The 15,175-nt window shown below is 61.3% G+C and carries 14 protein-coding genes; 9 read left to right on the forward strand and 5 right to left on the reverse strand.

All coding sequences use genetic code 11. The annotated features are described in order from the left end of the window. Both WB528_RS06365 and metF read right to left on the reverse strand, forming a co-directional pair. A partial coding sequence (locus WB528_RS06365) for a homocysteine S-methyltransferase family protein (RefSeq protein ID WP_423887576.1) occupies positions 1-1,370 on the reverse strand: 1,370 nt, incomplete at its 3' end. A gap of 3 nt (positions 1,371-1,373) precedes the next feature. Then, positions 1,374-2,288, reverse strand: coding sequence for a methylenetetrahydrofolate reductase [NAD(P)H] (metF, locus tag WB528_RS06370; protein WP_423887577.1), 915 nt, complete (start codon positions 2,286-2,288; stop codon positions 1,374-1,376). Between the two features lie 366 nt (positions 2,289-2,654). Between metF and WB528_RS06375 the strand changes: the two genes are divergently transcribed. The 3 genes from WB528_RS06375 to WB528_RS06385 all read left to right on the forward strand — a co-directional run bounded on the left by WB528_RS06375 (position 2,655) and on the right by WB528_RS06385 (position 4,392). After that, on the forward strand, positions 2,655-3,674 hold the full coding sequence (locus tag WB528_RS06375) for an LLM class flavin-dependent oxidoreductase (RefSeq protein ID WP_423887578.1): 1,020 nt from the start codon (positions 2,655-2,657) through the stop codon (positions 3,672-3,674). Positions 3,675-3,682: 8 nt separating this feature from the next. After that, positions 3,683-4,093, forward strand: coding sequence for a hypothetical protein (locus tag WB528_RS06380; RefSeq protein WP_423887579.1), 411 nt, complete (start codon positions 3,683-3,685; stop codon positions 4,091-4,093). A gap of 83 nt (positions 4,094-4,176) precedes the next feature. Continuing rightward, on the forward strand, positions 4,177-4,392 hold the full coding sequence (locus tag WB528_RS06385) for a hypothetical protein (protein WP_423887580.1): 216 nt from the start codon (positions 4,177-4,179) through the stop codon (positions 4,390-4,392). A gap of 14 nt (positions 4,393-4,406) precedes the next feature. Here the strand turns inward: WB528_RS06385 and WB528_RS06390 are convergent, their stop codons facing one another. After that, positions 4,407-5,279, reverse strand: a complete 873-nt coding sequence (locus WB528_RS06390; protein ID WP_423887581.1) for a prephenate dehydratase — start codon at positions 5,277-5,279, stop codon at positions 4,407-4,409. 19 nt (positions 5,280-5,298) lie between these two features. Continuing rightward, the gene (locus WB528_RS06395; RefSeq protein WP_423887582.1) at positions 5,299-6,039 is read right to left on the reverse strand and encodes a 3-deoxy-manno-octulosonate cytidylyltransferase; all 741 of its coding nucleotides are present in this window, start codon (positions 6,037-6,039) and stop codon (positions 5,299-5,301) included. 212 nt (positions 6,040-6,251) lie between these two features. Between WB528_RS06395 and WB528_RS06400 the strand changes: the two genes are divergently transcribed. From WB528_RS06400 to WB528_RS06425, 6 genes are all read left to right on the forward strand, one after another. Beyond that, positions 6,252-6,800, forward strand: coding sequence for a c-type cytochrome (locus WB528_RS06400; RefSeq protein ID WP_423887583.1), 549 nt, complete (start codon positions 6,252-6,254; stop codon positions 6,798-6,800). A gap of 262 nt (positions 6,801-7,062) precedes the next feature. After that, the gene (locus WB528_RS06405; RefSeq protein WP_423887584.1) at positions 7,063-8,961 is read left to right on the forward strand and encodes an extracellular solute-binding protein; all 1,899 of its coding nucleotides are present in this window, start codon (positions 7,063-7,065) and stop codon (positions 8,959-8,961) included. 14 nt (positions 8,962-8,975) lie between these two features. After that, complete coding sequence (locus tag WB528_RS06410; RefSeq protein WP_423887585.1) at positions 8,976-10,850, forward strand: extracellular solute-binding protein; 1,875 nt, start codon at positions 8,976-8,978, stop codon at positions 10,848-10,850. A gap of 3 nt (positions 10,851-10,853) precedes the next feature. Next, positions 10,854-11,960, forward strand: a complete 1,107-nt coding sequence (locus tag WB528_RS06415; RefSeq protein WP_423887586.1) for a microcin C ABC transporter permease YejB — start codon at positions 10,854-10,856, stop codon at positions 11,958-11,960. Further along, a complete protein-coding gene (locus WB528_RS06420; RefSeq protein WP_423887587.1) occupies positions 11,960-13,135 on the forward strand; it encodes an ABC transporter permease in 1,176 nt (391 codons plus the stop codon). Before WB528_RS06415 ends, WB528_RS06420 begins: the two co-directional genes overlap by 1 nt. A gap of 8 nt (positions 13,136-13,143) precedes the next feature. Beyond that, entirely contained in the window at positions 13,144-14,781 is a 1,638-nt protein-coding gene (locus WB528_RS06425; RefSeq protein ID WP_423887588.1) for an ABC transporter ATP-binding protein, read from the forward strand. A 20-nt stretch (positions 14,782-14,801) separates the two neighbouring features. On the opposite strand, the gene WB528_RS06430 is transcribed toward WB528_RS06425, so the two are convergent. Continuing rightward, positions 14,802-15,175, reverse strand: a 374-nt coding sequence (locus WB528_RS06430) for a glycogen/starch/alpha-glucan phosphorylase (protein ID WP_423887589.1), incomplete at its 5' end; no start/stop codon positions are given.

Here is a 15,175-nt window from a genome sequence, read left to right on the forward strand (position 1 = left end):
ACGACCGGCTTGCCCTGCACGCATTTCAGGCCGGCTTCGATCACGTTGAATTTCGAGGAATCGACCATCACGGGAACGCGCGCGATATCGGGTTCGGCGGCGACGAGGTTGAGGAAGGTCACCATTGCCGCCTCGGAATCGAGCAGGCCTTCGTCCATGTTGACGTCGATGATCTGTGCGCCGTTCTCGACCTGGTCGCGCGCCACCTGCAATGCGGCGGTGTAGTCGCCAGCGGTGATCAGTTTGCGGAATCGCGCCGAGCCGGTGACATTGGTACGCTCGCCGACATTGACGAAGGGGATGGCCGGCGTCAGCTCGAAGGGTTCGAGGCCCGAGAGCCGCAGGCGCGGCGCGATCTCGGGAACGATGCGCGGTTTGTGCGGGGCGACCGCTGCGGCGATCGCGGCGATATGGTCGGGCGTGGTGCCGCAACAGCCGCCGACGACGTTGACGAGGCCGGCGGAAGCAAATTCGCCGATCAGCCGCGCCATATATTCCGGGCTCTCGTCATATTGGCCGAATTCGTTGGGCAGGCCGGCATTGGGGTAGGCGCACACCAGCGCGTCGGCGACGCGGCCGATATCGGCGATGTGCGCGCGCAGATCCTCGGCGCCGAGCGCGCAATTGAAGCCGATGGTGATGGGTCTCGCGTGACGCACCGAATTCCAGAACGCTTCCGGGAGCTGTCCCGACAGCAAGCGGCCGGATTTGTCGGTAATGGTGCCGGACACCATCACCGGCACGTCGATGCCGCGCTCGTCGGCGATCTCGGCGATCGCATAGAGCGCGGCCTTGGCGTTGAGCGTATCGAAGATGGTTTCGACCAACAGCAGATCGGCGCCGCCGTCGAGCAGGCCCTTGATCTGTTCGCCATAGGCCGCGCGCAAGTCGTCGAAGGTGACGGCGCGGTAGCCGGGGTTCGACACGTCAGGCGAAATCGAGGCGGTGCGGTTGGTTGGGCCGATGGCGCCAGCGACAAAGCGCGGCTTGCCGTCCTCGGCGCTGACGCGGATCGCGGCGGCGCGAGCGAGCTTCGCGCCTTCGAGGTTGAGTTCGTAGGCGAGGCCCGACATCTCGTAGTCGGCCTGCGCGATCGAAGTCGAGGAAAAGGTGTTGGTCGCGACGATGTCGGCGCCGGCGCGCAAATAGGCGGCGTGGATATCCTCGATCGCGTCAGGCTGGGTCAGGATCAACAGGTCGTTGTTGCCCCTGACGTCGCGATGAAAGTCCTTGAACCGCGCGCCGCGAAAAGCGGCTTCGTCGTATTGCAGCGCCTGGATCATGGTGCCCATGGCGCCGTCGAGCACGAGGATGCGCTCCCTGGCGGCGTTGAGGAACGCGGTGCGTTTCGGGGAGACGGGAAGGGCCATCGTTCAAGCCGCCTTCTGCGCGCCGGTGGGGCGGATACCGAGCAGATGGCAGATCGCAAAGACGAGATCGGCGCGGTTCATCGTGTAGAAGTGAAAGGTATCGACACCGTGCTTGTTGAGTTTCTGCACCTGTCCGGCGGCAACGGTCGCCGCCACCAGCTTGCGGGTTTCGGCGTCGTTGTCGAGGCCGTCGAATTTTTCCGCAAGCCAATCCGGCACCGTAGTGCCGGCGCGGGTCACGAAGTTTCTTGCCTGCTTGAAATTGTGCATCGGCATAATGCCCGGCACGATCGGAATATCGATGCCGCGGGCGCGCACACGGTCGAGGTAGCGAAAGTAGAGGTCGTTATCGAAGAAGACCTGGGTGATGGCGCGGGTGGCGCCGGCGTCGACTTTGGCCTTGAGCGTATCGATGTCGGCGTCGAAGCTCGGGCTCTCCGGGTGCTTCTCCGGATAGGCCGAGACCGAGACCTCGATATCGGGAAATCGCTTCTTGATGCCGGCGACGAGTTCGGAGGAAGTTTGATAGCCGTCGGGATGGGTGGAGAAAGGCGTGCCGATGCCGCCGGGCGGGTCGCCGCGCAGCGCCACGATATGGCGGACGCCGGTCTCGTGATAACGGGCGACAATGTCGTCGATCTCGCCGCGCGCTGCGCCCACGCAGGTCAGATGCGCGGCGGGCAGCAGTTCGGTCTCGCCGAGGAGGCGTGCGATGGTGGAATGGGTGCGCTCGCGGGTCGATCCGCCCGCGCCATAGGTCACCGACACGAAGCTTGGCGAAAGCGGCGCCAGGCGGTTGATGGTGTCCCAGAGGCTCTTTTCCATCTCCTCCGTTTTCGGCGGGAAGAATTCGAACGAGATCGCCGGCCGGTTCGACGCGCGGGATCCGGCGGATATGGAATGCTTGGCCTCGGTCATGGTACTCGCAGGTTTCTCAGCGATCGGGGGCTGTGGGCTGGCTTTGACCCCGCCAAAATAGGCGAAAGGCCTTACCACAAATAGCCCACTTTTGATGGGAAATTGCCCAATTATTGAATTATATATGAAAAGATAGGCTATTTTTTGCACAAGTGGGCAATGTCACTCAAGCTCAATTTTCGCATAATTGCTCGATCGTATTGCTTAGGCTGGGAAACGGAAATGGTGGGCAAGATTAAGATATTAAGGAATATAAAATTGGTTGCCCACTCGGCCTTTGACAGTCTTCGAACGGGGAGGGCTGTCGGAGGCCTGACCTGCGCCGTCACCCGTTGTGCCCTTGAACCGTCGCATTAGTTTAGAGCCATGATCCCACTTTCCATCCTTGATCTCTCGGTGGTCACGTCAGGCACCAAACCTGCCGCGGCGCTCCGTAACAGCATCGATCTCGCCCGTCACGCCGATGCGCTTGGCTTCACCCGCTATTGGCTTGCCGAACATCACAACCTCGCGTCGGTCGCAAGCCCCGCGCCCGATCTCATGATCGGCCAGATCGCGGCGGTGACGAAAAACATCCGTGTCGGCTCCGGCGGGGTGATGCTGCCGAACCATGCGCCGCTGGTGGTGGCCGAGCGCTTCAAGATGCTGGAGGCGCTGTTTCCAGGCCGGATCGATCTCGGGCTTGGCCGCGCGCCGGGTACGGATGGACCCACGGCTTACGCGCTGCGCAGCCGGCTCGATCGCCGCGAGGGCGATGACTTCCTCGAACGGCTGCATGAACTGACGCTGTGGGAGACGCGCGCCTTTCCGCCCGACCATCCCTTCAACAAGGTGGTGGCGATGCCCGACGATACGCCGCTGCCGCCGATCTGGCTGCTCGGCTCAAGCGACTACAGTTCGGAATTGGCGGCGCAGGTCGGCATGGGCTACGCGTTCGCGCACCATTTCGCGACCTATGATGCGATCGCGGCGATGACGAACTATCGCGCGCATTTCAAGCAGACCGGATGGCGCGACACGCCCTATGCGATTCTGGCGGTGGCGGTTGTGGCGGCCGAAACGGACGCCGAGGCCGAACGGCTCGCGGCGTCGATGGATCTCAACCGCCTGCTGCGCGAGCGTGGCCAATATGTTCCGCTGCCGAGCATCGAGGAGGCGCAGGCCTATCCCTACACCGACGCCGACCGCGCCGTGATTGCGCGCAACCGCTCGCGCCTGTTTGTCGGCAGCCCTTCAACCGTGATGCAGAAGCTCGAACCGATGATTGCCGCAAGCCAGGCCGACGAACTGATGGTCATCACGGCGGTCTATGATCACGAGGCGCGCAAGCGTTCCTACACCCTGCTGGCGGACGCGTTCGGATTGGTCAGGAAGGAAGCGGCGTAAGGAACTGCATGCGCCCCATCCTGTCGCGTCGATCGGCACTGGCAGGGCTTGCGGCCACCGGCGTCGCCGGTCGGATCGGGGTGACTCGCGCGAGAGACACGGCTGGCCCAATTTTCTCCAATAGGGGGCCGCGCGCCGATTTCTACGGTGCCGCGGAAGGATACCCCGTTCCCGATGCTGCAAGGGCGCGGCGTCAGGGTAATCCGTGGCAACCGAAAGACCGCGTCGGCGCTTTCACCCACCTGGATGAAATCTATCCGATCCGACAAGTCAAAGCCTCTGCGACGCCATGGATGTTCTGGCGTGCAGCGGCAGAATTGCCGGATTCCTTGCGGGATCGTGTGACTGTTTATCTCTCGCGCAATCCCGTTACCGGTCTTCTGATTGCGAAGGACGACCGGATCCTGTTCGAAGGCTAGCTGTACGGCCGAACCGACCGCGACCGGTTTGTCTCTGGACAGTGGATGTTGGAGGCGACGACGGTGCGCGCTTCGGTGCTTATTTGGCCCCGAACAAGGCCGATCGCGATTTCGGCTATGGCTATCTGTTGTGGCTCTTGCCTTGGGGACGACGCCAGTTTGCGATGTTCGGGGCGTTCGGACAGCGCGTCTGCATCGATCCGGCTTCGAAGCTCGTGATGGTGCAAACGGCGCTGGATCCGACGAGCGAGATCTGGCCGTTGTGGCGAGCAGTGGTCGGCCAGCTTGGCCAGGGATAAGCCCTCACCAATGGCTAGTCCTGCGTCTCGCTGAAAGTGGCGCGGAACGGATGGGCCGGATAAACGCCGACGATGCGGAATTCGCGGGAGAAGAACTTCAGCTCCTCCAGCGCAAAGGCTAGATTCTTGTCGTCGGGATGGCCATCGACGTCGGCATAGAATTGCGTGGCGAAGAAATTGCCGTCGACCATGTAGCTTTCGAGCTTGGTCATGTTGACGCCGTTGGTGGCAAAGCCGCCCATCGCCTTGTAGAGCGCCGCCGGCAGGTTGCGCACCCGGAAGACAAAAGTGGTGACCACCGGTCCCGAGCCTTGCTTGGCCCAGTTGGCTTCGCGGGCCAGCACGACAAAGCGGGTGGTGTTGTGGGCTTCGTCCTCGACGTCCTCGGCCAGAATGTCGAGACCGTAAATCTCGGCAGCGAGCTTCGAGGCGATCGCGGCGCAGCTCTTGTCGCCGCGTTGGGCGACGATGCGGGCGCTGCCGGCGGTGTCGCCCGCAACGATCGGCTTGATGCCGAGCTTGCGAATGATGCGCCGGCATTGTCCGAGCGCGTGGACGTGGCTCTCGACGGTCTTGATATCGCCGATCTTGGCGCCGCGCGGTACCATCAACTGGTGATGGACCGGCAGGAACCATTCGCCGACGATGAACAGGCCCGACTGCGGCAAAAGATGGTGGATGTCGGCGACCCGGCCTGCGACCGAATTCTCGATCGGGATCATGCCGAGGTCGGCTTCGCCGGAGGAAATGGCGCCAAGCGCGTCCTCGAATGTTGGGCAGGGCAAGGCCTCGGCATCCGGATAGGCCTCGGCGATGGCGATATGGGAGTTGGCGCCCGGCTCGCCCTGGAATGAGATTTTCATGATCTTGGTCGTTGGCTTGGTCATGGCGCCTTGTACCAGCCGCTCACGATTTGGCTAGTATTTGGCGCGTGGCCTCAAGGTCGGCCGGGGTGTCGACGCCGCGCGGCACGGTGTCGACGATTCCGATATCGATCCGCATTCCCGCTTCCAGCGCCCGCAACTGCTCCAGTTTCTCCTGCTGCTCCAGCGGCGAGGGCGGTAGTTGAACGTAGCGCTCGAGAGCCGCGCGGCGATAGGCATAAAGGCCAATGTGATGGTAGCGCGGCCCCTCGCCATGAGGCGCGGTAGCGCGGGTAAAGTAGAGCGCGCGCAGCCGCCGTGGGCCAATCGGCGAGCCGATCGCCTTCACGACGTTGGGGTTCAAGGCCTCCTCCTCGGTATGGATTTCCGCCGCCAGCGTCGCAATATCGACCGCCGAATCCGCCAGCGGAGCCAGCACGTCGCGGATGTTGCCGGGGCTGATGGTCGGGAAATCGCCCTGCAAATTGACCACGACCTCGGCCTCGCGGCCTGGATCGAGGGAGCCGAGCGCTTCGAAAATCCGGTCCGAGCCGGAAGGATGGTCGGCGCGGGTCATGACGGCTTGTCCGCCGTGGGCCGTCACCGCTGCCGCAATCTCGGCCGTGTCGGTTGCGACAGCGACCCGGCCGATTCGGGCCGCTTCCGCTCGGCGCAACACATGGACGATCATCGGCAGGCCGGCCATCTCCAATAGCGGCTTGCCCGGCAGGCGCGTGGCGGCCATGCGGGCGGGAATCAGCACCAAAATGCGAGGATCGGTCATTGGATTGGGGTCGCGTATCCCCTGACTGGAGGCCGGAAATAATGGGGGATGGGTCGAAAGCCGAAGCGTTTATACGGGTTGCCAGAGCACGGGCAAACCGATATCTCATCCCTCGCTTGGGGTGCGGCGCAAAAGCCCGATTCCTTGGCATCTATCGCGGCCGTTTCACTCCGGCCAAAAATCGACATTTCCGGCCTGGAGCCTGATCGAAAATGGACTCCTTCGAACTCAACAAAATTCTCGGTGCCATCCTCGGGACCTGCCTCGTTTTGCTGGTGACGAGCTTCACCGCCAGCGCGATTTTCGCCCCCAACAAGCCAGCAAAACCGGGGTTCGAAATCGCCGTGAAGGAAGTGCCCGCAGGGGGCGAAAAAGCCGCCGCCGCGGCGCCATCCGAACCGATCGAGAAGCTGTTGCAGACCGCCTCCATCCAGAAGGGTGAGCAGGCCGCCAAGAAGTGCGGCGCCTGCCATGACTTCACCAAGGGTGGGCCCAACAAGGTCGGCCCGAATCTCTACGGCATCGTCGGCGACAAGAAGGGCGAAGGCCGTGGGTTTAATTTCTCGGCAGCGATGAAAGCCAAGGGCGGTACCTGGACCATCGACGACCTCAACCAGTTCATCGACAATCCGAAGGGTTTCGTTCCCGGCACGGCGATGGGCTTTGCCGGCATTCAGAAGGACAGCGAGCGCGCCGACGTGATCGCCTATCTGAACTCGCTTTCCGATCATCCGGCTCCGTTGCCGACCGCGGCGAAATAACTGGATTGCTTCAGGCGTTTTGGTTCAACGGCCGGGTCTCGACCCGGCCGTTTTGCGTTGATCGAGCTTGGCGCACGAAAGTTCCTCGCCGGGCTTTACTTCCCCAGACTTGAAATCCCGGAGCTCGGCGACCGGTCGCATTTTCGTTACCGGGACCTTTCGCCGCATACCGGGTGTTATGATGAGCAAAAAGCAACTTAATCGGCCCAAACCTTGCCCTATACTAGGTCCCCGACAACGCGGAAAACACAGGATCTTCGCTTTGGCCTTTAATCGAAGACGTCTTTTGCAGGGCGGTGCGATTGCCGCGATCGCGCCTGCCCTCGGCGCAACACCCGGCTTTCTCGTCGGCAGCGCGGCGCAAGCGCAAACTTCGGCAAGCGAGCCGGCCTGGCGGCATGCGCTGTCGTTGTTCGGCGACATCAAGTATCCAGCCGACTTCAAGCGTTTCGACTATGTCAATCCCGATGCCCCGAAAGGCGGGTCGGTGCGCCAGATTGCAGTCGGCACCTTTGACAATTTCAACATCGCGGTAGCGGGGGTGAAAGGTTCGCTCGCGCCGGCTGTCGGGCTGATCTACGAAAGACTGATGGAGCCCGCTCTGGACGAGGTTGCGACCGGATATGGCGTGCTCGCGGAAGCAGCACAGTATCCTGCCGATTTCTCCTGGGTCGTCTACCGTCTCCGCAAGGAAGCCCGCTGGCACGACAGCAAGCCGGTGACGCCAGAGGACGTCGTCTATTCGCTCGAGGTGCTGAAAAAACTCAGCCCGCAATATGCCGCCTATTATCGCCACGTCGCAAACGTGGAAAGGACCGGCGAGCGCGAGGTCAAATTCACTTTCGACTCTTCCGGCAATCGCGAACTCCCGCAAATCGTCGGCGAACTCATGGTGCTGCCGAAGCACTATTGGGAAGGCAGCGACGCTCAGGGCCGCAAGCGCGATATTTCGCAGACAACGCTTGAGCCGCCACTGGGCTCCGGTCCCTACCGAATCAAAGATTTCGTGGCCGGCCGCACCTTAAGCCTCGAGCGGGTGAAGGATTATTGGGGCGCCAATCTGCCGGTGCAGATTGGCCAGAATAATTTCGATGAATTGCGCTACGAATTCTTCCGCGACTCAACCGTTGCGCTTGAAGGGTTCAAGGGAGATCAAGTCGACTGGCGCCTCGAAAACAGCGCGAAAAACTGGGCCACTGCTTACGACTTTCCCGCTGTCACCGAAAAACGCGTGCTGCTGGAAGAATTTCCGAATCGCAGTTCGGGTAACATGCAGGCCTTTGCGCTCAATACTCGCCGCGACCAGTTTAGGGATGCCCGAGTTCGCAATGCATTTAACTGGGCCTTCGACTTCGAGGAGATGAACAAGCAGCTTTTCTACGGACAATACAGCCGCATCAATAGCTACTTTGCCGGAACGGAGCTCGCGAGCTCCGGTCTGCCCGAGGGACAAGAACTGGCGATTCTCGAGACAGTGCGGGATAAGGTACCGGCTGAAGTCTTCACCAAGCCCTACCGGAATCCCGTGGGCGGCGATCCCGAGGCGGTGCGCGCCAACTTGCGGGAAAGCATGCGGCTGTTGAAGGAAGCGGGCTACGAGATCAAGGATCGCAAGCTCGTCGACGCCTCAGGAAAGCCGGTCACGGTCGAAATTCTGGTTCAGGACCCGGCCTACGAACGTATCGCACTGTTCTACAAGCCGTCGCTGGAACGTATCGGCGTGACGACGTCGATCCGCATCGTGGACGATGCGCAATATGAAAACCGGAAGCGCAAGTTCGACTACGATATCATCATCGATAGCTGGGGAGAATCGCTCTCGCCCGGCAACGAGCAAAGGGAATACTGGGGATCGCAGGCCGCGGATGCACCGGGTTCCAGGAATACCATCGGGATCAAAAATCCGGCCATCGATGCGCTCATCGACAAGATGATTTTCGCGAAGGACCGGGCCGAACTGGTCGCGGCCACCAAAGCTCTGGATCGCGTGTTGCTGTGGAATCACTACGTTGTGCCGCAGTGGAATTACCCGAAGGTAAGGACCGCGCGCTGGGATCGTTTTAGCCGGCCGGCCGAATTGCCAAAGTATGGGCTCTCGGGGTTTCCGGCTCTCTGGTGGTTCGACGCCGAGAAGGCCGCCCGAATCGGCAAGAAATCTTGAGGGATTTTTCGCGCATGGCGCTCGTCTCCCGCCGGCATGTGCTTGCTCTGGGCGGTGTTCTGGGTGCGGGTGCTTTGGGCGAGCCCTGGCTGCGGCCGGCATTTTCCGCCGATGCCGGCACTGATGCTCACGGCCTGTCGGCGTTCGGCGATTTAAAATATCCGGCCGATTTCGGACATTTCGACTACGTCAATCCCGCCGCGCCGAAAGGCGGCCTGTTTTCGCTGATCCCGTCGACGCGCGGATTTAATCAATCCTTCTTCACCTTCAATTCGCTCAATGCCTACGTCCTCAAGGGTGAGGGTGCGCAGGGCATGGATCTGACCTTCGTCTCCTTGATGGTGCGCGCTGACGACGAACCGGATGCGATGTATGGCCTGGCGGCCAAGTCGGTGCGGATTTCGCCCGACAGATTGACGTATCGCTTCACCATGCGGCCCGAGGCGCGCTTTCACGACGGTTCGAAGCTGACCGCGCAGGACGCCGCCTTCTCGCTGACTGTACTGAAGGAGAAAGGCCATCCGCTGATCGTCGTTCAGTTGCGCGACATGGCGAAGGCGGAAGCGATCGACGATGCGACCGTTGTCGTCACTTTCGCGCCCAATCGCGCGCGCGACGTTCCGCTGTATGTGGCGGGCCTGCCGATCTTCTCCAAAACCTATTATGCGACGCGGCCGTTTGAAGAATCCACGCTCGATACGCCCCTCGGATCAGGGCCGTACAAGGTCGGCAAGTTCGAGGTCAACCGTTTCATCGAATTCGAGCGTGTGAAGGATTGGTGGGCGGCTGGTCTGCCGGTCAATCGAGGCAGCTATAATTTCGATAACATCCGCTACGAATTCTATCGCGACCGCGACGTCGCCTTCGAAGGCTTCACCGGCAAGAGCTATCTGTATCGCGAGGAATTCACGGCGCGGATATGGGCGACGCGCTACGATTTTGCGGCGGTCAAGGACGGGCGCGTCAAGCGCGAACTGGAGCCCGATGAAACGCCGTCGGGTGGACAGGGCTGGTTCATCAATACCCGACGCGACAAGTTCAAGGACGCGCGCGTCCGCGAGGCGCTGACCTATGCCTTCGATTTCGAATGGACCAACAAGACCGTCATGTACGGTGCTTATGGCCGCACGATCTCGCCGTTCCAGAATTCTGACATGGTGGCGAGCGGCCCGCCATCGCCGGAAGAGCTCAAGCTGCTCGAGCCTTTTCGCGGCCAGGTGCCGGACGAGGTATTCAAGGAACCCTTTGTGCCGCCCGTTTCGGACGGTTCGGGGCAGGACCGCGCCTTGTTGCGCAAGGCCCAGCAACTCCTCCAGGAAGCAGGCCTCCCGGTCAAGGGTGGCAAACGGCTGCTGCCGAACGGTGAGGTTTTCTCGATCGAATTTCTGCTCGACGAGCCTTCGTTCCAGCCGCACCACGCGACGTTCATCAAGAATCTCGCGTTGCTCGGCATTGATGCCAACATCCGCCTGATCGACGCCGTGCAATTCCGTGCCCGCGTCGAGGATTTCGATTTCGACATCACGGTCGAGCGCCTGAGCATGTCGGCAACACCCGGCGACAGCCTGCGGCCTTATTTTTCGTCGCAGGCCGCCGCGACCAAAGGTTCCTACAATCTGGCCGGAATCGCCAGCCCCGCTATCGATGCGATGATCGCGAAGGCTATCGCCGCCGACACGCGGGCAGACCTGACCCATGCGTGCCGGGCCATCGATCGTTTGTTTCGTGCCGGACGCTATTGGATCCCGCAGTGGTACCGCTCCAACCATCCGCTGGCCTATTGGGACGTGTTCAGCCACCCTGAGAAGCTGCCGCGCTATTCGGTCGGCGAGCGCACGATCTGGTGGTACGATGCCGCCAAGGCTGCGAAGCTCGAGCAGGCGAAATAATCCATGAGCGCCTATATCGCCCGCCGTATTTTGCTGATGTTGCCGACCTTGCTCGGAATCCTGTTCGTGGCCTTCGTCGTCGTGCAATTCGCGCCCGGAGGACCGGTCGAGCGGGTCATCGCGCAGCTCTCGGGCGCCGACACCGGCGCTACCTCACGCATTTCCGGCGGCAACGGCGATTTCCGCCCCGTGGGCCCTGGTGGCGCCGCCGCCGACGCCGTCAGTTCGAAATATCGGGGTGCGCAGGGTCTCGATCCCGATTTCATCAAGAGCCTGGAAAAGCAATTCGGTTTCGACAAGCCGGCGCCCGAGCGTTTTGCATTGATGGTGTGGAACTACGCTCGCTTCGATTTCGGAAAGAGCTATTTCCGCGACATCAGCGTGGTGCAGCTCATCAAGGAGAAGCTGCCGGTCTCGATGTCGCTCGGCATCTGGATGACGCTCATCACTTATCTGATTTCGATTCCACTCGGCATCCGCAAGGCCGTCAAGGACGGCTCTCCGTTCGACACCTGGACATCGGCGGTGATCATCGTCGGATTTGCCATTCCCGGCTTCCTGTTTGCGATCCTCCTCATCATCCTGTTTGCCGGCGGATCGTTTCTCAATCTGTTTCCGTTGCGCGGCCTGACGTCCGACGGCTGGTCGCAATTTCCCTGGTACTGGAAAATCATCGATTATTTCTGGCATCTCGCACTGCCGCTGATTTCGATGTCGCTCAGCGCTTTCGCGACCATGGCGCTCTTGACCAAGAATTCGTTTCTCGACGAAATCCGCAAGCAATATGTCATGACCGCGCGCGCCAAGGGCTGCAGCGAGCGGCAGGTGCTGTACGGCCACATTTTCCGCAACGCCATGCTGATCGTGATCGCAGGCTTTCCCGGCGCGTTCATTCACGCCTTCTTTTCCGGCGCGCTGTTGATCGAGACCATCTTCTCGCTCGACGGACTTGGCCTGTTATCCTTTGAAAGCGTGCTCAACCGCGATTATCCCGTGGTGTTCGGAACGCTCTATATCTTTTCCCTGCTCGGTCTCGTCGTGAACCTGATCACCGATATCACCTATATGTGGGTCGATCCGAGGATCGACTTCGAGGCGCGGGAGGTCTGATGACCCTCATAGCGCCTCCCGCGGAGACAAAGACGCCATCGCCGCTCGGCGAAGCCGTGCCGGCGACGGGCCAGGGGTTTCAGCCGCTGTCGCTGAACCGGCGGCGCTGGCAAAACTTCAGGTCGAACAAGCGTGGTTTCTGGTCGTTCTGGATTTTCCTGGTTCTGTTCTTCGTCTCGCTGTTTGCCGAACTGATCGCCAACGATCGGCCATTCCTGATCAAGTATGACGGCCATCTTTATTGGCCCGCCTTCGTGACTTATTCGGAGACGACCTTCGGAGGCGATTTCGAGACCGCAGCCGATTACCGCGATCCGTATCTGCAAAAGTTGATTGCCGACAAGGGCGGCACCGTCGTCTGGCCGTTGATCCGTTATTCCTACGATACGCATAATCTCGATCTGCCGACCCCGGCGCCGTCGCCGCCGACCTGGATGCTCACGGAAGCACAGTGCAAGGATGTGGTGCAGAAGAAGGGCCTCAAGAGTTGCCGCGACCTCGAATACAATTGGCTCGGCACCGATGACCAGGGTCGCGACGTGGTTGCGCGGCTGATTTACGGTTTTCGCATCTCGGTGCTGTTCGGCCTTTGCCTGACCATCATTTCTTCGGTCATCGGCGTCGCCGCCGGTGGCGTGCAGGGCTACTTCGGCGGCTGGATCGATCTTTCGTTCCAGCGCTTCATCGAGATCTGGAATTCAATTCCCTATCTCTATCTGCTCCTCATCATATCGGCGGTGCTGCCGCCGGGCTTCTTCGTCCTGCTCGGCATCATGGCGCTGTTTTCCTGGGTTTCGCTCGTGGGCCTGGTGCGCGCGGAATTCCTGCGCGGCCGTAATTTCGAATACATCCAGGCGGCCCGCTCGCTCGGCGTATCAAATGCGGTGATCATGTTCCGGCACCTGCTGCCGAATGCGATGGTGGCGACGATGACGTTCCTGCCGTTTATCGTCTCCTCATCCGTGATGACGCTCACCGCGCTGGACTTCCTGGGCTTCGGCCTGCCGCCCGGTTCGCCTTCGCTCGGCGAACTCCTATCGCAGGCGAAGGCCAATATTCAGGCGCCGTGGCTCGGCTTCACCGGCTTCTTTTCGATCGCGATCATGCTGTCACTTCTGATCTTCATCGGCGAGGGCGTGCGCGACGCCTTCGATCCACGCAAGACGTTCAGATAGGGAACGCCATGGACGCCGTCAATCAGCCCTTGCTTGATGTCCGCGACCTCTCGGTGGCGTTTCGCCACCAGGGTGGCGCGTCTGTCGCGGTCGATCGCATTTCATTTTCGATCAAGCGCGGGCAGTGCGTGGCGCTGGTCGGCGAATCCGGGTCGGGCAAGTCTGTCAGCGCTTTGTCGGTCCTGAAGCTGTTGCCCTATCCAAACGCGTCGCATCCCTCCGGCAGCATTCTGTTCAAGGGCCGCGAACTTATGAATCTCTCCGAGCACGAAATACGCGGCATTCGCGGTAACGATATTTCGATCATCTTCCAGGAACCGATGACCTCGCTCAATCCACTGCATACGATCGAGATGCAGATCGGCGAAGTGTTGCGGCTTCACAATGACATCGGCAGCCGGATGGTGCGCGCACGCACACTGGAGCTGCTAACCCAGGTCGGCATTCCCGATCCCGAGACGCGGCTTGGAAGCTATCCGCATCAGCTCTCCGGCGGCCAGCGCCAGCGGGTCATGATCGCGATGGCGCTTGCGAACGAGCCCGATCTTCTGATTGCCGACGAGCCGACCACCGCGCTTGATGTCACCGTCCAGGCGCAAATTCTAGCGCTGCTCGCCGACATCCGGAAGCGGCTCGGTATGAGCCTCCTGTTCATCACCCATGACCTCGGCATCGTGCGGCGCATTGCCGACGTCGTCTGTGTCATGAATGGCGGCAAGATCGTCGAACACGGACCAGTGGAGGAGGTTTTTACCGCGCCGAAGCACCCCTACACGCGCGCGCTGCTCGCTGCCGAGCCGAAGCCGGATCCCGCGCCGCCGCGACCTGAATCGCCCGTCGTGATGTCGGCTGATAATCTGAAAGTCTGGTTTCCGATCAGGCGCGGCTTCATGCGGTCGACGGTCGGACACATCAAGGCGGTGGATGGCGTCAGTCTTTCGGTACGGAAAGGCGAAACGCTCGGCGTGGTCGGCGAATCCGGCTCCGGCAAAACCACGCTGGGGCTGGCATTGTTACGGCTGATTTCCTCTGACGGCCCAATCGTCTTCCTGGGGCACGAAATCCAGGGCCTGCGCTTCAAGGAAATGCGTCCGTTTCGCCGCGACATGCAGATCGTGTTTCAGGATCCGTTCGGCGCGCTGAGTCCTCGCATGTCGATCGGCGATATCGTCGCCGAAGGCCTGACCGTGCACCAGAAGTCGCTTTCGGAAGCCGGCCGGGAAGCGCGCGTGATCCAGGCGCTGCGCGATGTCGGCCTCGATCCGGCGACGCGGTTCCGTTACCCGCACGAATTTTCCGGCGGCCAGCGTCAGCGCATCAGCATTGCGCGTGCCGTGGTGCTGGAGCCCAATTTCGTCGTGCTGGACGAGCCGACCAGCGCGCTCGATATGCTGCTCCAGGCACAGATGGTTGATCTGTTGCGCGAGTTACAGCGCAAGCGTGATCTGACCTACATGTTCATCTCGCATGACCTGCGCGTGGTGGCATCGCTTGCCAGCCATCTGATCGTGATGCGCAATGGCAAGGTGGTGGAGGAGGGCCCCGCGGTGGATTTGTTCAAGAACCCGAAGACGGACTACACCCGCGCGTTGTTCGCCGCCGCATTCCGGCTTGAGAGCGCCGACGGCGGCGTTGTCAGGGAATAGCTTGCGAAAGGCTCCAGCCCTCAACCTTCGGCGCGTAGCTCTTTGATCTCGGGGTGCCCATTCACCGGAACGTTCCAGATATCGTCGGCATATTCGGCAATGGTGCGGTCGGAGGAGAACCAAGCCATCCGCGCGACGTTGAGGATCGAAGCCCGCGTCCATGCCGCTTGCGTTTGCCAGCGCGCGTCGATGCCGCGCTGGGCCTGGTAATAGGAATCGAAATCCGCACTGACCATGTAGTGATCGAGGTGGCGCAGCGCATGTGCAATCGATTCGAAGCGGCCCGCGTCATCGGGCGAAAACGCGCCGCTGCCGATCGCCTCGATCGCGCGTGCAAGCGCGGGCGAGGCCCGGATCACGTCGGTCGCATCCAGCCCCTGCTTGCGCCGTACCA

The organism is Bradyrhizobium sp. (assembly GCF_049586575.1).
Classification (GTDB): domain Bacteria; phylum Pseudomonadota; class Alphaproteobacteria; order Rhizobiales; family Xanthobacteraceae; genus Bradyrhizobium.